Annotated in this window: 16 protein-coding genes; 7 read left to right on the top strand and 9 right to left on the bottom strand. The window is 66.0% G+C overall.

The genetic code is table 11. From position 1 onward, the window contains the following. Nucleotides 1-259: 259 nt before the first annotated feature. Nucleotides 260-1,750 carry an amidohydrolase family protein gene (locus tag EDE08_RS11570; protein WP_165935871.1) on the top strand — a complete coding sequence of 497 codons (1,491 nt, stop codon included), beginning with the start codon at nt 260-262 and terminating at the stop codon, nt 1,748-1,750. Between the two features lie 3 nt (nt 1,751-1,753). Then, nucleotides 1,754-2,683 carry a CobW family GTP-binding protein gene (locus EDE08_RS11565; RefSeq protein ID WP_131869293.1) on the top strand — a complete coding sequence of 310 codons (930 nt, stop codon included), beginning with the start codon at nt 1,754-1,756 and terminating at the stop codon, nt 2,681-2,683. Between the two features lie 108 nt (nt 2,684-2,791). Here the strand turns inward: EDE08_RS11565 and EDE08_RS11560 are convergent, their stop codons facing one another. From EDE08_RS11560 to EDE08_RS11525, 8 genes are all read right to left on the bottom strand, one after another. After that, entirely contained in the window at nt 2,792-3,160 is a 369-nt protein-coding gene (locus EDE08_RS11560) for a hypothetical protein (RefSeq protein WP_131869294.1), read from the bottom strand. Nucleotides 3,161-3,398: 238 nt separating this feature from the next. Then, the gene (locus tag EDE08_RS11555) at nt 3,399-3,872 is read right to left on the bottom strand and encodes a hypothetical protein (RefSeq protein ID WP_131869295.1); all 474 of its coding nucleotides are present in this window, start codon (nt 3,870-3,872) and stop codon (nt 3,399-3,401) included. A 12-nt stretch (nt 3,873-3,884) separates the two neighbouring features. Further along, nucleotides 3,885-4,385, bottom strand: coding sequence for a hypothetical protein (locus EDE08_RS11550; RefSeq protein ID WP_131869296.1), 501 nt, complete (start codon nt 4,383-4,385; stop codon nt 3,885-3,887). A 188-nt stretch (nt 4,386-4,573) separates the two neighbouring features. After that, nucleotides 4,574-5,473 (bottom strand): polysaccharide deacetylase family protein, encoded by a 900-nt coding sequence (locus EDE08_RS11545; RefSeq protein ID WP_131869297.1) that lies wholly within the window; start codon nt 5,471-5,473, stop codon nt 4,574-4,576. A 2-nt stretch (nt 5,474-5,475) separates the two neighbouring features. Further along, nucleotides 5,476-6,285 (bottom strand): ABC transporter permease, encoded by an 810-nt coding sequence (locus EDE08_RS11540; RefSeq protein ID WP_131869298.1) that lies wholly within the window; start codon nt 6,283-6,285, stop codon nt 5,476-5,478. Beyond that, nucleotides 6,275-7,132 (bottom strand): ABC transporter permease, encoded by an 858-nt coding sequence (locus EDE08_RS11535; RefSeq protein WP_131869299.1) that lies wholly within the window; start codon nt 7,130-7,132, stop codon nt 6,275-6,277. Before EDE08_RS11535 ends, EDE08_RS11540 begins: the two co-directional genes overlap by 11 nt. Then, nucleotides 7,133-8,182: an ABC transporter substrate-binding protein gene (locus EDE08_RS11530; protein ID WP_131869300.1), complete on the bottom strand. Its 1,050-nt coding sequence runs from the start codon at nt 8,180-8,182 to the stop codon at nt 7,133-7,135. A gap of 1 nt (nt 8,183) precedes the next feature. Continuing rightward, the gene (locus EDE08_RS11525) at nt 8,184-9,305 is read right to left on the bottom strand and encodes an ABC transporter ATP-binding protein (RefSeq protein WP_131869301.1); all 1,122 of its coding nucleotides are present in this window, start codon (nt 9,303-9,305) and stop codon (nt 8,184-8,186) included. Between the two features lie 200 nt (nt 9,306-9,505). Between EDE08_RS11525 and EDE08_RS11520 the strand changes: the two genes are divergently transcribed. The 5 genes from EDE08_RS11520 (at nt 9,506) to EDE08_RS11500 (ending at nt 18,246) form a co-directional block, all read left to right on the top strand. Beyond that, complete coding sequence (locus EDE08_RS11520) at nt 9,506-10,276, top strand: GntR family transcriptional regulator (protein WP_131869302.1); 771 nt, start codon at nt 9,506-9,508, stop codon at nt 10,274-10,276. A gap of 1 nt (nt 10,277) precedes the next feature. After that, entirely contained in the window at nt 10,278-10,934 is a 657-nt protein-coding gene (locus EDE08_RS11515; protein WP_131869303.1) for an aspartate/glutamate racemase family protein, read from the top strand. Between the two features lie 148 nt (nt 10,935-11,082). Continuing rightward, nucleotides 11,083-12,804: an AMP-binding protein gene (locus tag EDE08_RS11510; RefSeq protein WP_131869304.1), complete on the top strand. Its 1,722-nt coding sequence runs from the start codon at nt 11,083-11,085 to the stop codon at nt 12,802-12,804. A gap of 12 nt (nt 12,805-12,816) precedes the next feature. Then, nucleotides 12,817-16,122 carry an acetyl-CoA carboxylase family protein gene (locus tag EDE08_RS11505; RefSeq protein ID WP_165935870.1) on the top strand — a complete coding sequence of 1,102 codons (3,306 nt, stop codon included), beginning with the start codon at nt 12,817-12,819 and terminating at the stop codon, nt 16,120-16,122. A 249-nt stretch (nt 16,123-16,371) separates the two neighbouring features. Further along, nucleotides 16,372-18,246: a sigma-54-dependent Fis family transcriptional regulator gene (locus tag EDE08_RS11500; protein ID WP_165935869.1), complete on the top strand. Its 1,875-nt coding sequence runs from the start codon at nt 16,372-16,374 to the stop codon at nt 18,244-18,246. Between the two features lie 74 nt (nt 18,247-18,320). On the opposite strand, the gene EDE08_RS11495 is transcribed toward EDE08_RS11500, so the two are convergent. After that, nucleotides 18,321-18,875 (bottom strand): flavin reductase family protein, encoded by a 555-nt coding sequence (locus EDE08_RS11495; protein WP_131869307.1) that lies wholly within the window; start codon nt 18,873-18,875, stop codon nt 18,321-18,323. Nucleotides 18,876-18,902 lie beyond the last annotated feature (27 nt).

Genomic DNA, 18,902 nt, shown 5'->3' with positions numbered 1-18,902 from the left:
GTCGCCTCCAGAAATTGAAATTGCGTGCATCCCATAGCTTGGCATTGGCGAAGATGCAACCCGAGACTGCATCCTGCCTGCACGCTTTCGCGATCGCTGCGCGGCAATACGCATGCAGCATCGGCATCCGCAGCGGTGGTCGTTCCCTCCAGAATCTGCATCATGCGCGCCGGAACGGTCCCGCGACGTAGCCGGTTTCATCCTCCGAAGCTGCCGGGACTTCGGGGGCCTTTGGCCTTCAGCTTTTCGGAGTGACGATATGAGCGGTTTGGTGATCAGCGGCGGCCGGGTGGTGGATCCCGCGAGCGGGATGGATGCCGTTGGTGATGTAGCGGTGGCGGATGGCAAGATCGCCGCTGTCGGCACGGGTCTCGGCGGCGCCGAGCGGGTGATCGACGCGACCGGGCTTGTGGTGGCGCCCGGCTTCATCGATCTGCATGCGCATGGCCAGTCGGTCTCGGCCGACCGCATGCAGGCGTTCGACGGCGTCACGACGACGCTCGATCTCGAGGCCGGCGTGCTGCCGGTCGCATCCTGGTACGAGCGCCAGGCGCGGAAAGGCCGCGTGCTGAACTACGGCGCCGCCACCAACTGGGCCTTTGCCCGCATCGGCGCGATGACGGGCTCCAATGCGGAGAGCTCGCTGGAGGCATTCGGCAATGCCATGCGCGATCGGCGCTGGATGGACAACGTGGCGACCGATGCGGAGGTATCGGGCATTCTCGAGCGCCTCACCCGCGGTCTGAACGAGGGCGGCATCGGTATCGGCATCCTGAACGCCTATGCGCCGGGCGCCGGCGTGCAGGAGCTGACGGCGGTCTGCCAGTTGGCTGCGGCCAAGGACGTGCCGACCTTCACCCACGTCGCCTTCATGTCGCGCATCGACCCCGAGAGCGCGGCGGAAGCCTATATCCGCCTGATCGGCTATGCCGGCGCCACCGGTGCGCACATGCACATCTGCCATTTCAACTCGTCGAGCAAGACCGACGTCGAGCGCTGCCGCGTGCTGATCGAGAAGGCGCAGGCGCAGGGGCTGCCGATCACGGTCGAGGCCTATCCCTACGGCACTGGCTCCACCGTGCTGGCCGCCGCGTTCTTCAGCGATCCCGAGTTCGTCGAGCGCAACGGCACCGGCTATGATTCCGTGCAGCGCGTGACCGACGGCTATCGCTTCCACGATCGCGAGGAGCTGCTCAAGGCGCAGGCCGAGGAGCCGTCGTCGCTGGTGCTCTGGCACATCCTCGACACCGAGAACAATGCGCATCACCGCGACCTGCTCGACATGTCGGTGCTGTATCCGGGCGGTGCGATCGCCTCCGACGCGATGCCGTGGACGCTGTCCGACGGCAGCACCTATACCGGCGATGCCTGGCCGCTGCCGGATGATGCCACCTCGCATCCGCGCTCGGCTGGCTGCTTCACGAAATTCATCCGCGAATGGGTGCGCGAGCGCAAGACCGTGTCGCTGCTGGAAGGCGTGCGCAAATGCGCACTGATCCCGGCGGAGATCCTGTCGCAGAGCACGCCCGCGATGCGCGCCAAGGGCCGGCTCGCGAAAGACGCGGATGCCGACATCGTCGTGTTCGACTATGAGAAGCTCTCGGATCGGGCGACCTTCACCGCGATGAACCGTCCCTCGGAGGGCGTGCGGCATCTCGTGGTCAGCGGCCAGCCGCTGATTTCCGACGGCGTGCTGGACGTGGCGGCGCGGCCCGGTAAGCCGGTGCGCCGCCCCGTCGTCGAGGGCTGACCCATGCCGGTCCCCATTCTCCTGGTGACGGGCTTTTTGGGGGCGGGCAAGACTACGGTCGTCAACCATCTGCTGGCGCATGCGGAGGGGCGGCGCATCGCCGCCGTGGTCAACGATTTCGGCGCGATCAACATCGATGCTGAGCTGATCGCGGGCGCCAGCGACGGCGTGGTCAGCCTTGCCAATGGCTGCATCTGCTGCTCGCTCGAAGGCGATCTGTTGCGCACGCTCTCGACGCTGCTGCGGCGTGATCCCAAACCTGAGTATATCGTCATCGAGACCAGCGGCGTCGCCGATCCCGCCGACATCGTCCGCAATCTGATGGATCCGGTGATCCTGCGCGAGGCGCGGCTGGAGACGGTGCTCTGCGTGATGGACGCGACGGCGCCGCCCGCCGCACTTGAAGATGCGCTGCATCGATCGCAGCTGCGCGTCGCCGATATCGTGGCGCTCAGCAAGCTGGATCTGGCCGACGCGGGCGCGGGAACACGCATGCGCGCGGCGATCCGCGCGCTGCGTGTTCCCGCCGTCGTGGTCGATGCGCAGCATGGCGAGATTCCTGCCGCGCTGCTGTTTCTCGCGGAAATCGATCGCCCGGCCGCGCCGCGTGACGTGGGCCCGCGGCGGCCGGCAGAGGAGCGCTTCGAGACGCTGAGCTGGACCTCGGACAAGCCGGTCTCGCTGCCGCGTTTGCAGCAGGCCATCAACCGCCTGGCGCCGAAGCTCGCGCGCGCAAAAGGCTTGTTCGAGACGATCGAGCAGCCCGGTCGCGTGATGGTGTTTCAGTTCGCCGGCGGTCGCGCCACGCTCGCACCCGGCGATGTGCCGGCAGCGGGCGCGCCGCGGACGCGGATCGTCTTCATCGCCGAGCTTGGGGTGCTCTCGAAGGCGGAGCTCGACGGCATCATGGAAGCGTGCGTTGCGGGCGGGTAGCGCGATCTGCAACGATCGCACGCGCATCATCAAATCGGGCGCCCCCTTTAATCCTCGACCGGCAGCGCATCCCCATGCGCGTACCAGCTCCCGCGGAATGCGGCCATGTCACTCCCCCTCCGGCTCGACCGGCTTCTCGGCCGCCTCTTCGTGGACCGGCGCAGCACCGTGCGCGCCGCGCAGCCGGATCATGGTGTCGATCACGTCGACGTCGATCTTCAGCATGTCGAGATCGCGCGTCATCTCGCGTACCTCCTGACCCTTGCGCGCCAGTTCTTCCGACACGTCGACCGCCATCTTGCGTTCGGTCACGTTGCCCTGTGTGTTGACGAACAGTTTTGCGCGCATCCATTCCAGCCGCGCCCGCTGCGTGTCGCGCTCGAACTTCTTCTCGGCGTAGCGGCGTCGTGCCTCGGCATAGGCGCCGATCAGCGCGGTCTCCGGCAGGCTCCACAATTGCTCGACCGACATGGTCATGCCGCTCAGGTCCCGGGTTGCATTGGCGGGAATCCTCTCCCGCACCCCATCAGACCTTTCCGGCGGTCAATTCTCAAGAGGGGACCGCCCCGATCGTGCGCGGCGATCCAGAACGACGATCCCAGCGGTGGTTGCGCTGGGATCGCCTGGAGGTTTCATGGAGGGCATCGAGCACTGCCCTCCATGGCGACATGATAGCGCAAGGATGCTCCAGATGCGACTGGAACCCGTCAAAGCATCAGCAGAACGCCAGCGCGTTGACCGCCCGCGTGGTCGCAATCTCGTTCTCGTTGCCGACGAACTGGCAGACGACGGATTCGAGCTCACCCGGCTGCTTGCGGCGGGCCGCCGCCAGCAGCCGCATCAACTCGGTTTCGTCCTTCGACAGGCGCCGGCAGGACGGCGGCATGAAGCACAGCTCGCACGGCCGGCCGCTGCGCAGGATCCTAACGAGTGCGGCAGCCCGTGCGACCAGCAGCGGGCTGTCGGCAACGCCGGGGGTCTCGTCCGCGAAGCGATAGGCTGCTTCCCAGCAATCGGAAGCGCCGGTGGTGTAGGCCGCTCCGATGAACCGGCACAGCGACAGCGCGACACGGCAGAAGTCATCGTAGCCTTCGACGCTTCGTGGCGCCGCAAGCGCAGCCTGAAGCGGACAGAGCTGCGACCGGCCGGCGTCCGGGACTGCAAGGGAATCGCATGCATCCTGCATCATGAATGTTCCCGTTCAGTGCAGCGTGGGGCTACCGACCAGCCAGGTCTTCATCGCCATCATCTGGTCTTGGTCGAAAGACCGCAAGTGCCGGTCGGGCAGGATGAGACCGGCCATGCGGAAGATCGTTGCAAGCCCCTGGACCGGCGCAAGCGCCCAATCGGCGCCGACGGGCGGCAGCCAGCACTCGAACTGCTCGCGGGCGACCTCGATACGTTCCTGCTGCGCAGCGGCGATGGCACGCAGAAGTCCGTGCTCGCTGTCCGACATGCGCGGACACGTCGGGCAATGCACTTCGATGGCCGTATGGGCCGTGCAGGCGAAGATCTCGATGATGGACTCCAGCGAGGGCACGGCGTCGCCGACGCGGAAATGGTCGTACACCTCCTTGATGTCGGCCGCGGTCGGAACGGCGCCTCCGCGGCGTGCCTTCGCCCTGAAACCCCAGATGAAGAGCCGCTCCGCTGCGCTCAGCGCGGGAAGATCGAGCGGCCTGGTATGTGTCGATTGATGCATTGAGCCTCTGGCCTTTGGCTGCGCGCGCGGCAGAGCTGGCGCGGATGATCTGCGCCGATCGTTCCGCCAGAGACCCTTCCAAGTCAACGCTCGGGAAGGCGATGTCGAGGCGTTCTAGATTGGAAGCACTCGTATCTCGGAAGCAGCGATCGCTGCAGGACGAGGTCAGCACGCTCGTTGCGGGCGGCCTAGCGCACGACTCTGCGAAAATGCGCCGCGATTTCGGCGCGTGTTGCGACCCAGACCCGGCCCTCCAGCCGCGCCAGTTCGGCCAGAATGGTCTTCACCGCGCGGAAGCGCGCCGGTCGGCCGCAAATGCGCAGATGAAATCCGACCGACAGCATCGCGGAGCGGCCGCGCTCCGCCTCCTCGACCAGTGTGGCGAGTGCGGCGCTGACATAGTTTGAGAAATCCTCCGGCTGCACAAAGCCGTTCGGATGGAAGAACTTCATGTCGTTGGTGTCGAAGCCATAGGGCAGGACCAGCATCGCTCCCTGTGGCGACCGGCTCCAATAGGGCAGATCGTCGTCGAGTGCGTTGGAATCGTAGGCGAAGCCGAGCCCGATCAGAACATCGCGCGTCCATGCGCTCTGGCTGCCGCGCGACATGAAGCCGACCGGCGTGAGGCCGGTCGCGCGGGCGATGACGTCGCGCGTCTTCTCAATGTCGCGGCGTTCCGTCTCGGCATGCCCATAGAGCGCGTGCGGCAGCCAGCGCCAGCCATGCACCGCCGGTTCGTGGCCGGCCTCGACCACGGTGCGGGCAAGGTCCGGCACACGCTCGACGGCGCGGCCGCACATCATGAAGGTGGAGCGGATTCCGGCCTCGGTGAAGGCGTCGAGGAATCGCCACAGGCCGGCGCGCATGCCATAGTCGAACACCTGTTCCTGCACGAGATCGCGCACGCCCGGCGGCGATGTCGAGGCGACCTCACCATAGTGCTCCGTCTCCGCATCGCCTTGCTCGACAGCGAGCTCGGCGCCCTCCTCGAAATTCACCACCAGCGACACCGCGACGCGGGCGCCGTTCGGCCAGACGATATCGGGACGGGCCCTTCCATACCCGCGAAGATCGCGTTCGATCGGCATGATCAGCGGCTGCCGATCTGGCGGCTGACGCCGCCGAAGATTTCGGCGCAGACGAGGCCGGCAAGGGTCAGCAGCACGATCACGCCGGAGACGGCGGCGACGCGCACGTCCAGGCTGCCTTCGAGGATCGCCCACAGCTTGATCGGCAGGACTTCGGTGCGGGCATCGGCGAGGAACAGCGACACCGGAACATTGTCGAAGGAGGTGAGGAACGCGACGAAGCAGCTCGCGACCATGCCACGGCGGATCAGCGGCAGCGTGATGCGCCGGAAGGTGTACCAGCGGCTGGCGCCCAGGCTGAGCGAGCAGGTGATCAGCACCGGATTGAGCTGCTGCACCGAGGCGCTGACCATCCGGATCACGAATGGCACGCAGATGATGGTGTGGCCGAGCACCAGCGTCGCCGCCGACAGGCGGACGCCGAGCAGGTTGAAGACCAGCAGCAGCGACAGGCCGAAGGCCATCGCCGGCAGGACCATCGGCGACATGAACAGGGCGTCAAGGACGCGCGCGATCTTCAATCGGCTCCGTGCCAGTCCGAGTGCGGCCGCGCCGCCCAGCACTGCAGAAAGAATCGTCGCCGCCGCTGCGACCTTGAGACTCGTCAACGCGGGCTCGACGATTTCCTGCGATTGCAGCAGCTCGACATACCAGCGCAGTGACCAGCTCGGCGGCGGGAATTTCAGCGTGATGCCGCCGGTGAAGGAAATGATCAGCACGACCAGCGTCGGTGCCAGCAGCAGCAGCATCCCGCAGCCGGTGATGGCACCAATGATGCCGGAATAGGCACGATCAATGAGGCTACGCTGCATCGACGCCTCGCACATAGCGGCGCGACAGCGCACCGGTGGCAAAGACGATGCCGGTCACGGCCAGCGTGAAGATCAGCGACAGCGCCGCCGAGAACGGCCAGTCCTGCACGCCGACCGCCTGTTGGTAGATATAGGAGGGCATCAGGATAATGCGCCCGCCGCCGATCAGCGTCTGGGTGATGAAGGCGGTCGCAGCGGCAGCGAAGACGAGCAGCCAGCCGGCGATGGCGCCCGGCAGTGTCAGCGGCAGGATGATGGTGATGAAGACGCGGGCACGGCTTGCGCCCAAACCTTCAGCCGCTCGCGTCAGATTGCCGTCGAGCCGCAGCAGGCTGTTGATGACAGGCAACGCCATCAGAGGGAGCTGGATCTGGGTCAGCGCCAGAACCATGCCCTCCCAGGTGTAAAGCAAGCGAGCCGGGGTCTGCCAGAGCCCGAGCGACAGCATCGTCGTGTTGATGATGCCGTCGCGGCCGAGGAGCACGATCCAGGCGAAGGTGCGCACCACCGTACTGGTCAGGAGCGGCAGCATGATCAGGAACGTGATCAGGGTACGCATGAGCTGGCCGCTCGCGGCGTAAACAAGTGCGAGAGGGTAGGCGAGGATCAGCGTCGCCAATGCGACCTCCGTCCCTAGCCAAAGCGTGTCCGTCAGCACCTTGATGCTGAACGGCTCCGAGAAGAAGCGCAGATATTGCGCCAGCGACAGCTCTGCGAACTGCGGCGTGCGGAACAGACTGATCGCGACAAGTGCGATCAGTGGCAGCACGAAGGCGGCCAGGAACAACGCCGCCAGTGGGATCACCGGCAGCATTTGTCGTGATGCAGTCGTGCTCGCCGGCGTCATTTAGATCTTCACCTCCTTGCTGAAGCGGGTTATCCATTCGCCGCGCAGCGGCTGGAACTTGGTCCAGTCGAGCAGCACATTGCTGGCAATGAGGTCGTCGAGGCTCTTGGCGACGGTGAGATTGGCGCCGGTCAGCGCCACCTTGCCGTTGGTCGGCATCATCATCCAGGGCGCCGCCTCGAGGCCTTTCTGGGTTTCGGCCGACATCACCGTGTCGAGATAGTCCAGCACCGCCTTCGGATCCTGGTTGTTCTTGACGATCTGGGCGCTGGTGCGGATCACGACCGCGCCGGATTTCGGCTTGGCGAAGGCGATGTCGACGCCCTTGGCGGCGAGCAGCGCCACGTTGTTCCAGAAATTGAAGGCGATATCGATCTCGCCCTGCTGGAACAGCGCAGCCAGCGCGCCGGGCGACGCCGCGATCGCACCGACGTTGGGCAGCAGCTTCTTCATGGCCTCGAAGGCCGGCTCGATATTGGTCTCGGAACCGCCGTTGAGCTTCGCGATCTCGACCATGAAGGCGGTGCCGAGGCTCGACCCCAGACCGGTGATGCCGACGCGGCCCTTGTATTCCGGTTTCCACAGATCCTCCCACGAGGTCGGCGGCGTCGTGATCTTCTTCGGATTGTAGGCGATGCCGATCAATTGCGCGGTGATGACAGGGGCGTAGCCGTCGGGATGGCGGAATACGCTGGGGATATCGGCATATGACTTCGACTGCTCGACCGGAAATTTCTCCAGCACGCCGCTCGCGATCGCCGGGATCAGCGGCCCCTCGTCGAACAGCACGACGTCGAAGGGGGGCGTGTTGCGCGATGCCTGGATCTTGCCGATCTGATCGACGCCGAGCAGGGGCGTAAAGGTGACGCCGCCGTCGCTGGACTTCTTGAAGGCCGGCCCGACCACCGCGCGGAAGGCTTCGTCGAAACTGCCGGGATAGGTCGTCGCCACGATCGAGGGCGCCGCGCGCGATGATGTCGGCCATCCGAGACCAGCTGCCGCAAGCGCGGCCGAACCTGTGGTGAGCAGCGATCTCCGGGATAGGCTCATGTCAAACACTCCTTTGCTGATGCTTGGAAACGTCGTCGACTGGCGTGCTGAAGATGCTGACGCGCGACACATCGGAGATCGCGAGCCAGGCCGTCTCACCCGCCTGCGCCTTCGCGAGGCCGGCGGCGCGGGCCTGGCTGACCTTCACGGCTTCGCCGCTCGCGGTGACGCCCTCGGTGACGCTGACGGCGCCGAGCGGCACGGTGGCGCGGATCGTGACGGGGATGGCGCCGGGCCGTTCGGCGCCGAACGTGATGTTTTCAGGCCGGACCGAGATCGTCACCAGCGTGCCGCGCCTGCGCTGAGCCGAACGGCCGAGATCGATCTCGGGCCCGGCGTCCAGCTGCACGCGATCGGCGTCGGTGACGGTGCCGCGCAGGAGATTGGTGTGGCCGATGAAGCTCGATATGAACAGGCTTGCCGGTCGGTCGTAGAGCGCGTCCGGGCTGTCGATCTGCTCGATGCGTCCCTTGTTCAGTACGACGATGCGGTCGGCCATCGAAAGCGCCTCCTCCTGGTCGTGCGTGACGATGATGGAGGTGACGCCAAAGGACTTCAGCAGGCTCTTGATCTCGATCTGCATGTCGAGGCGCAGATTTTTGTCGAGCGCCGAGAACGGCTCGTCGAGCAGGACGAGGCCCGGATCGATCGCAAGCGCCCGCGCCAGCGCGACGCGTTGCTGCTGTCCGCCGGAGAGCTCTCCGGGCAGCCTTCGCGCGAACGACGCCATCTGGGCCAGGCCGAGCATCTGTTCGACCTTCGCCGCCACCACGTCCTTCGCCGTCTTGCGCGCCCGCAGGCCGTAGGCGACGTTTTCGAACACGGTCAGATGCGGAAACAGCGCATAGTTCTGAAACACCATGCCGATGCGGCGGCGGTTGGCCGGAATATGCTCGACCCGCGCGCCGTCGAAGCGCACCTCGCCCCGCGACGGGCGCAGGAAGCCCGCGATGATCTGGAGCATCGTGGTCTTGCCGCAGCCGGACGGACCGAGGAGGGCGATCAACTCACCGGCTGCAACGGTGAGATCGATCTCGTCCAGCGCAACGGTCGCGCCGAAGGCGTGGCCGATGCCTTTCAAATCCAGCGAGAGTCCGCGTCCATCGCTCAACGCCAGCTCCATCCTTCGCGTTGTCCTGCGCGAGGGGAGTTAGCAATCGCCGTGCCAGCGCGCCTCATTCGCTAAGGCCTTGCCAGCGTTGTGATAATTTTTAGGCGCCAAATATTGGCGCCAATTGCACGGCTATATTGTAAACAGAATATCCGACAGTTTGTATAAAAAATGGGCTCCGGCAGCATTCCAGAATCCTGTAAAAGCGACGCATGAAGCGAACCCGTCCCCCCAAGCGCAAGCTGAAGCGGTCCGAGCCGAAACTCAGGGAGCCGGAGGCCGCGGATCCGCGCAGCATCGACGACGATCCGGTGGTCCAGGGCATCCTGACCGCGATCAGCCAGAAGCGGCTCAAACCGGGCGCCAAGCTCGGCGAGGACAAGCTCGCCGCGGCCTTCGGTACCACGCGGATTCACATCCGCCAGGCCTTGTCCCATCTCGCCTCGCGCAAGGTGGTGATGCAGATCCCCAACCGCGGCGCCTTCGTGTACCGGCCGAGCTGGGCGGAGGCTCAGGACATCTTTGCCGCGCGCCGGATCATCGAGACCGCAGCGGTCAGCGCCGCGGTCGACCGGCTGGACAAAGCCGGCAAGGCGGAGCTGAAGGCGCATATGGAGCGCGAGGCGCGTCACGATCGCAATGACCGCTGGGCCTCGCTGTCGCTGACGGCCGAGTTCCATATCCTGGTCGCCAGGCTCGCCGGCAACCGCGTGTTGCTGGAAATGTCGCGCGAGCTGATGCTGCGGACATCGCTGGCGATCGCGACCTTCGAGCAGCCGGGCGAGCCGGATTGCTCGCCCGATGCCCATCCCGACATCGGCGCGCTGATCCTCGCCCGCGACAAGGCCGGCGCGGTCCATGCCATGCGTCATCACATCGAGGAGATGGAGCAGCGCATCCGGCCGAAGGAAGGCGAGGACGAGGTTGACGAGCTCACCGCGATCTTCCTGGAGATCGGCGCGCGGGCGCGGGCGGGCGGATAGCATGGCGGGCCGCCGCATCCTTCTGATCAATCCGAACAGCAATGAGGCGACCACCGCGATGATGGTGGCGATTGCCAAGTCTGCAGCCGCGGATGGCTTCGACATTGTCGGTACCACGGCAACGCGTGCGCCCGCGATGATCGTCTCGGCGGATGCACTGGAGGCAGCAGCGCCGGAGGTCGAGGAGATCGCGCGTGCCCGCAGCGGCGAGTGCGACGGCATGATCGTCGCGGCATTCGGCGATCCCGGTCTCGCCGGGATCAAGGTGACGACGAAATTGCCCGCCGTCGGCATCGGCGAGTCCTCGATGCTGGAAGCGGCGGAGAACGGCCGACGCTTCGGCGTGGCGACCACGACGCCACTGCTGAAGGCGAAGATCGATGCACTGCCTGATACGCTGGGATTGCGATCGCACTATACCGGCACACGCTTTGCCGAAGGCGATCCGCATGAGTTGATGCGTGATCCATCGCTGTTGCGCATCGCTCTGGCCGGCGCGGTCGAGGCTTGCATTGCGCAGGACGGCGCGGAGGCGGTGATCATCGGCGGCGGTCCGCTCGGTGAAACAGCAGGCGCGCTTCAGCCGATCTTCACCGTGCCGGTCATCGCACCGATCACGTCAGCCGTGCGGCGGATCATTCGCCTCGTCGGGGCGTAACGTCTGGTTTTTCCGCGCCGCGGCATCGGCCGTGCTGCGGAAAACTGTTTTCCTTGACATGAACTCTGCCGTGCTCGACGTGTAACGTGGTCGCGTGACGGCACGTTGCGTCTCTCGCGACAAGAAAAAGCAGCAGGGGAAAGACGCCATGAGTGCAGGCCTCGACGAAAAGGACTACCTCGCCGCCTTGCGCGGGTTGTGGGACAAGGCCTGGCCGAAGGGCATGCCGCGCTCGCCCAACTATCTGCACGGCGAAGTTCCCCTAACGGAATATCTGCGCGCCTGGGCGAAGCGGAGTCCGGAGCGTCCAGCGGTGATCTTCTACGGTCACGTCACCACCTATGCGGAGCTCGACCGGCAGAGCGACCGCTTCGCGGCGCTGTTGCAGGCCAAGGGCGTGCGCAAGGGCGACCGCGTCGCCGTCTTCCTGCCGAACTGCCCGCAATTCCACATCGTGTTTTTCGGTATCCTGAAGCTCGGCGCGATCCACGTTCCAGTCAGCCCGCTCTCGCGCGCGTTCGAGCTGTCCTACGAGCTGAACGATACCCAAGTGGAAGTGATCGTCGCGCTGGACCAGCTCATGCCGGTCGTCGGGCAGGTCAGGGGCGAGGTGCGGCTGCGCGAGATCATCGTCACCAGCTTTGCCGATGTCATGCCGCCAACGCCGGCATTTCCAGCGCCAGACTCGATCCGTGCGCCGCGCGTCGCCGTCCCGGGCGCGACCGATCTGTTGCCGGCGCTCGCTGCGTTGTCGACTCCTGTGCCGCTACCGCCGCCCGGCCTCGATGATGTCGCCGCGCTCAATTACACCGGCGGCACCACCGGCATGCCCAAGGGCTGCGTCCACACCCATCGCGACATGGTCTACACGGCCGCGGCCAATTACGGCATCTCGGTCCTGTCCGACGAGAGCAGCGTGTTCCTGTCGTTCTTCCCGGAATTCTGGATCGCGGGCGAGAATTTCGGTTTGATCTTCCCGCTGTTCTCCGGCGCGACGCTGGTGCTGCTCGCACGCTGGGACGCCGTCGGCGCGATGGCCGCGATCGACAAGTACAAGGTCACGATCATCGCGATGCCGGTCGACGGCGCCGTTGAGCTGATGGACCATCCGCGCTGGAGCGAGTTCGACCTGTCGTCCTTGAAGCAGGTGCGCGTGGTCTCCTTCGTCAAGAAGCTCAATGCCGACTATCGCAAGCGCTGGAAGGATCTCACCGGCACGATCCTGATGGAGGCGGCCTGGGGAATGACGGAAACCCATACCTCCAACACCTTCACGGCCGGCTTCCAGGACGACGATTTCGACCTCAACAACCAGCCGATCTTCGTCGGGCTGCCGGTCCCCGGTGCCGAGTTCAAGGTCACCGATTTCGAGACCGGTGCGCTGTTGCCTCTGGGTGCGGAAGGCGAGATCCGCGTACGCACGCCGTCGCTGCTCAAGAGCTACTGGAACAAGCCGGAGGCGACCGCGGAGTCTCTGATCGATGGCTGGTTGCGCACCGGCGACATCGGCACCATCGACAAGGATGGTTTCCTGCACTTCCTCGGCCGCCGCAAGGAAATGCTGAAGGTCAAGGGCATGAGCGTGTTTCCGCCGGAGATCGAGGCACTGCTCGGGCAGCATCCGAAGGTGCTGGGCTCGGGCGTGGTTGGCCGCGACGATCCCGACAAGGGGCAGGTGCCGGTTGCCTTTGTCCAGCTCAAGCCGGACGCGGCCGGCACCGTCTCTGCGGAAGACCTGCGCAGCTGGTGCGCCGAGCGCATGGCCGTCTACAAGGTCCCCGAGATACGCATTATCGAAGCGCTGCCGCTGACGGCTACGGGTAAAGTGAAGAAGCAGGACCTTAATCCAAGCCTGCCTGCTGCTGTCTGAGTGAGAGAGATCATGTCGTTCAAGAAGCTCCTGATCGCCAATCGCGGCGAGATCGCCATTCGCATCGCGCGCGCGGCAGCCGATGCCGGCATCGCGACGGTCGCGATCCATCCTGCGGACGATGCGCTGTCGCTGCATGTGCGCGTTGCCGACGAGGCGATCGAAATTCCCGGCCGGGGGGCGCGGGCCTATCTCGATATCGACGCCGTGGTGAAGGCGGCCAAAGCGGTGGACTGTGATGCCGTGCATCCCGGCTATGGCTTTCTCAGCGAGAACGCGGCCTTCGCAAGGGCCTGCTCCGACGCAGGGATCACTTTCGTCGGCCCCAAGGCGACAGCGCTCGAACTGTTCGGCGACAAGGTCGCGGCGCGGCAACTGGCAAAGCGTTGCGGCGTCCCCATCATCGCCGGCACCAGCGGCCCGTCGAGTCTCGAGGAGATCACGGCCTTTCTCGCGTCGCTCGGCAGCAACGCGGCGATCGTGATCAAGGCGATGGCCGGCGGCGGCGGTCGCGGCATGCGCGTGGTGGAGAACGCGCCCGATCTCGCGGAAGCCTATGCGCGCTGCCAGTCCGAGGCCAGGGCGGCGTTCGGCTTCGACGGCGTCTATGCCGAGCGGCTGATCCGGCAGGCGCGCCACATCGAGGTGCAGATCATCGGCGACCGCCATGGTGCGATCTCCCATCTCTGGGAGCGCGAATGCACCATCCAGCGCCGTCACCAGAAGCTGATCGAGGTGGCGCCGAGCCCCTCGCTGAGCGACGCCTTGCGCGGCCGCATCATCGAAGCGGCGAAGCAGCTTGCGGCGGCGGCTTCTTACGACAATCTCGGCACCTTCGAGTTCCTGGTCGACGGCACGGCCGAGGACAGCTTTGCCTTCATCGAGGCCAATCCCCGGCTCCAGGTCGAGCACACCGTGACCGAAGAGGTGCTCGGGCTCGACCTCGTCCGCGCCCAGCTCGCGGTCGCCGCGGGCAGCACGCTGGCCGCGCTTGGGTTTGCGCAGGGATCGATCCCGAAGCCGCGCGGCTATGCCATGCAGCTTCGCGTCAACATGGAGACCCTGGACGAGACGGGGGCGACCCATCCGACCGGCGGCGTGCTTGCCGTGTTCGAGCCGCCGTCGGGCCCGGGCGTGCGCGTCGATAGCTTTGGCTATGCCGGCTACAAGACCAGCGCGGCCTTCGATTCGCTGCTGGCCAAGGTCATCGTCCATACCCCGGGCGAGGCCTGGCACGACGTGGTCGCGAAAGCTTCGCGGGCCCTGCGCGAATTCCGGATCGACGGCGTCGTCACCAACATCGCTTTCCTCCAGGCGGTGCTCGCGCATCCCGATTTCAGGATCAACCGCATCGCGACCGATTTCATCGACCGCAACATCGGCAAGCTCGTCGGGGCGGCCGAAGGCGCGGCAAAGCCGCTCTATTTCGCTGCGACCGAGCGAAGTGGCGTTCCCGGCGCGGAGTCGCACGTCACGCAAGCCGTACCCGAAGGGGCGGTGATGGTGGCAGCGCCCCTGCAAGGAACCATCGTCACCATCCGGGTGAAGGAAGGCGAGATCGTGCGCCCCGGCCAGCAGCTGGCCGTGATCGAGTCCATGAAGATGGAGCATCTGGTCATGGCCGAGCAGGGCGGCCGGGTCACGAAGCTTCTTGCCGGTGACGGGGCCACGCTGATGCATGGCGAGCCGATCCTCTATCTCGAGCCGCTTGATGTTGCGGCTGACAGCACGGCGGCGGAAGCCGATGTCGATCTCGACCACATCCGTCCCGATCTCGCCGAGCTGATCGCGCGCCAGGCCAATACGCTCGACGAGAACCGTCCGGCCTCGGTCGAGCGCCGCCGCAACACCAACCAGCGCACCGCGCGCGAGAACGTTGCCCAGCTCGTCGACGACGGCTCGTTCATGGAGTACGGCAGCCTTGCGATTGCGGCACAGCGCCGCCGGCGCAAGCTCGACGACCTCATCAAGAATACGCCGGCCGACGGCCTCGTCATGGGCGTCGCCACCGTGAATGCCGGGAAATTCGGCCCCGAGGGCGGCCGCTGCATCGTCCTGGCCTATGATTACACCGTGCTCGCGGGCACGCAGGGCCACATGAACCACAAGAAGATCGACCGCATGCTGACGCTGGCGGAAGATTGGCGCGTGCCGCTGGTGTTCTATGCCGAAGGCGGCGGCGGCCGGCCCGGCGATACCGACCGGCTCGGCATGACCGGGCTCGACGGTCCGTCCTTCGTGCAGTTCGCGAGGCTATCCGGCCTCGTGCCGGTGGTTGGCGTGGTCTCCGGCTATTGCTTCGCCGGCAATGCCGCGATGCTCGGCTGCTGCGACGTCATCATCGCCACCAAGAACGCCTCGATCGGCATGGGCGGCCCGGCCATGATCGAGGGCGGCGGGCTCGGCGTCTATCATCCGGCCGAGGTCGGCCCTGTGTCGTTCCAGTCACCGAACGGCGTGATCGACATCCTGGTCGAGGACGAGGAGGAAGCGACGTCCGTCGCGCAGAAGTACCTGTCCTATTTCCAGGGGGCGGTTACGGATTGGGAAGCCGCCGACCAGCGCCTGCTCCGCCGCGCGATCCCCGAGAACCGGCTGCGCGTCTACGACATCCGCAGCGTGATCGACCTCGTCGCCGACAAGGATTCCGTGCTGGAGCTGCGCCGCGACTACGGCGTCGGCATGATCACCGCGCTAATCCGTATCGAGGGCAAGCCGTTCGGCCTGATCGCCAACAATCCGCGCCATCTCGGCGGCGCGATCGATGCCGATGCCGGCGACAAGGCCGCGCGCTTCCTCCAGCTCTGCGACGCCTTCGATCTGCCGATCGTCTCGCTCTGCGACACGCCCGGCTTCATGGTCGGTCCGGAGGCCGAGAAGACCGCGATCGTGCGCCACGTCTCGCGCATGTTCGTCACGGGCGCGAGCCTCACCGTGCCGCTGTTCGGCATCGTGCTGCGCAAGGGCTATGGGCTCGGGGCGCAGTCCATGATCGGCGGTGGCTTCCATGCCTCGTTCTTCACCGCGGCCTGGCCGACCGGCGAGTTCGGCGGCATGGGCCTCGAAGGCTATGTCCGCCTCGGCTTCCGCAAGGAGATGGAAGCGATCGCCGACCCCGGGGAGCGCGAGACCTACTACCGCAACAAGGTCGCCGAGCTCTATGCCAATGGCAAGGCGGTCTCGATCGCCTCCGTGTTCGAGATCGACAACGTCATCGACCCCGCCGAGACCCGGCGATGGATCATGGCGGGCCTGCGATCGGTGCCGAAGCCCGAGCCGAGGACGGCGAAGAAGCGGCCGTGCATCGACACGTGGTGAGGGCGGTGCAGCAATTTTGAGTCGCCTGAGGCAATCTATATCCACGTCGTCATGCGCGGGCTTGTCCTGGCTTGTCCCGGGCATCCACGTTCTTTCGCAGTCGCGGCAATACGTGGATGGCCGGGACGAAGCCCGGCCATGACGGCGTCGAGGCAGTGTGCCTCCTCCATTCCCGTTCCCGGTTCCCGATTGACATCCCGCCCCGTGGTGCCAGACTTTGCACAATAATACAGGGTGGAGACGTCCGCGATGGCCAGCCTTTCGGCCTCGAACCATGTCGCCCGTGTCTTGTCCGTCGCCAATCAGGTCACAGACCGCTTGGCCGACGTCGATGCCTCGTCGCGGATCGCCAGTTCCTGGCGGCGCTGCCTGGTCAGTCACAAGCTCGATCCGGCCCGCCAGGGTCCGCCACAGACGCTGACCGAAGCCGAGATCCGGCACGCCGCCGAGCCGATGGAGCAGATGATCAGGCTCGCAATGCCCGAGCTCGACGATCTCGCCCGTGTGCTGCGTGACGCCGGCTACTGCGTCAATCTCGCGGATGCGAACGCGACCATGCTGTTCAGCCGGCTCCCGGGCGAAGCCGATGCCAAGATGTTTCTGGACTGGAAGATCTACACCGGCTCGAACTTCGCCGAGACCTTCGAGGGCACCAATGGGCTGGGGACCGCGCTCGCGGAGGAGAAGCCGATCCTGGTGCATCGCGACGAGCATTTTCGCGCGCAGTGGCACATGTTCTCCTGTGCCGTGGCGCCGCTGTTCGACCAGGCCGGGCGTCTGGCAGGTGCGGTGAACATCACTTCCTGCCGGGAGGATCTCGAACGTACCGCGCACCAGCTTGCGCTGGCTGTGACCATGGAGGCGACGCGGCGGATGGAGGGCGCGATCTTCCGTGGCCATTTCCACAACGCCTGGATCGCCACCGTGCCCGGCGACGGCGGCAGCGGCCTCATCGCCTATGACGACGACCGTCGCATCATCGGTGCCTGCCGTTCCGCGCGTGCACTGCTGGGCCTCACCGACGGCATGATCGCCGCCGGTATTGATCTGTCGCGCTACATCGAGTTCGAGCATCAGGCCGAAGGTGGCGCGGAGGATGTCGTTCGGCTGCGCCGTGCCGACGGCAGCGCCCTGGGCCAGGGCCATGTCGCGCCGCCGCTGCGCAGGAGGGGGCGTCCGCTCGCGCCGCGCCGCGACGCGCCAGTCGATCGCTTCGATGCGCTGCAGCGGCTCGCCGGCCGCGATCCCGGCCTGATCAAGAGCGTGAACCGGCTCAGGCGCATCGGGGATCACAATCTGCCGGTGCTGCTGCATGGCGAGACCGGCGTCGGCAAGGACGTCTTCGCGCGCGCCATTCATGCGGCGAGCCACCGTGCGCGCAACAATTACGTCGCGCTGAATTGCGCGGCGATGCCGGAGAGTCTGATCGACGCCGAACTGTTCGGCTACGAGGCCGGCGCCTTCACCGGCGCCCGGCGCGACGGTTCGAAGGGTCTGATCGTGCAGGCCGATCGCGGCACGCTGTTCCTCGACGAGATCGGCGACATGCCGATCGGCTTGCAGACGCGCCTGTTGCGCGTTCTGGAAAACCGCGAGGTCTGGCCGCTCGGCGCGCTCAAGCCCGTCGCCGTCGACATCCGCCTGATCAGCGCCACACATCGCGACCTCGGCCGCATGGCGGAGCAGGGCGCCTTCCGCGCCGATCTCTATTTCCGCCTGCGCGGCATCGAGGTGCGGCTGCCGGCGCTGCGCGAGCGCGCCGACCGCGACGATGTCATTTGCCAGATCGCGCGCGAGGAGGCGCCGAATTGTCGTCTGTCGGACGAGGCCTGGTCGCAGCTCGCGGCCTATCCGTTCCCCGGCAACATGCGCCAGCTTCGCCACGTGCTGCGGCTCGCCGGCTGCACCGCGGAAGACGGTGTCATCACGGATGCAGATCTCGATCTGCCGCCGTTCGGTGGACGGGCGGCGGAGGCCGATCTCGCGGCCGCCGAACGTGGGACGATCTTGGAAGCTTTGCGCAAGCATGGCGGTCGCGTGACGGAAGCAGCGCGCGCGTTGCAGCTGAGCCGTGCGACGCTGTATCGGAAGATCAAGCAGCTGAAGATCGAGACAGCGCAGTAACGGAACGAGCCGCTGGCTTCATCTACCCGCTTGCGGGCCAGGGAGACATATCGCGTTGCCGGTGCATCGACTACCTAGGAGAAATCCGTCCAGCTCAGATGCCGCGCGTCGAGGTCGCCGATCGTCACGCCCTCGCGCATCTCCCGCGGCGTATGGAAGTTGCTGCGCAAGTACACGAGCGGCGTCGCCATGGCCGAATGCGAGACGTCACGCACCTCGCCCACGAAGATCGAATGCGTCCTGGTCTCGAATTCCTGCGCCAACGTGCAGTCGAACGCGGCGACCGCGTCGGTCAGGACCGGTGCGCCCGTCACGCCCCGCCTCCACTGCCCGAAGGCGAAACGGTCGTCGCCGTTGACGCCCTTCTGGCCGCTGAAGGTGAGCGCGAGCAGCGCATGATCCTCGTGCAGGAAGTTGATCGCAAACGCGCCTTCCTCGCGGATGCGCGCGTGGGCGCTGGCGTTGCGGTTGACGCAGACGATCAGCGAGGGTGGCGTGTCCGACAGCGAGCAGGCCGAGGTCACCGTCAGGCCCGTGCGCTTGCCGTGCTCGGCGCCCACCGTCACCAAAGCGACGGCGCCGGCGCATTGGCGCATCGCCTGCTTGAAGTCCTTGGCATCGACCGTCACGCCGAAATCTCCGAAATGAATGCGGGT

Source organism: Bradyrhizobium sp. R2.2-H (assembly GCF_004346455.1).
In the GTDB taxonomy this organism is placed as follows: domain Bacteria; phylum Pseudomonadota; class Alphaproteobacteria; order Rhizobiales; family Xanthobacteraceae; genus Bradyrhizobium; species Bradyrhizobium diversitatis.
The sequence above is the reverse complement of the archived record's forward strand: the minus strand, read 5'-3'. Positions and strand labels throughout refer to the sequence as shown.